General features: G+C 57.3%; 1 protein-coding gene. It reads left to right on the forward strand.

All coding sequences use genetic code 11. The annotated features are described in order from the left end of the window. Window positions 1-170: 170 nt before the first annotated feature. Window positions 171-429 (forward strand): TetR/AcrR family transcriptional regulator (locus AC1DF0_RS32355; protein ID WP_477577685.1); only part of this gene is annotated, 259 nt, incomplete at its 3' end.

Raw genomic sequence — 429 nt, forward strand, 5'->3', positions numbered from 1 at the left:
CCCGTGCACGGTCAGGGAGGATCGCTCCACCGCACCGGTTTCGTCGCCGCAACACCCAGTTCGAGCTCAGCTACAACAAACCTGACGTTCAGGAACTTCTGGTTCCTTAATTTTGTGCGATGGTGTAAGAATATAGAGCAGTCCATCCCCACACAAGGATTTTGTACGACATGGCACAAAAAAAGATTACAGAGGGCAAAGGCCGAGGCCGCCCCCGCGCATATGACCCGCAGACAGCGCTGCAACAGGCACTTGGGGTTTTCTGGAGCACTGGATATTCCGGCGCTTCCCTGGACAGCATCGCCACCGCCGCCGGCATGAATCGCCCAAGCCTCTATGCGGCATTCGGTGACAAGCACGCGCTCTACATCAAGGCGCTTGAGCAGTATTGGGAGTCTGCCTCCGCTGCCATGCAGGAGGCGCTTATGG

This window comes from Paenibacillus sp. 05T425 (assembly GCF_056396205.1).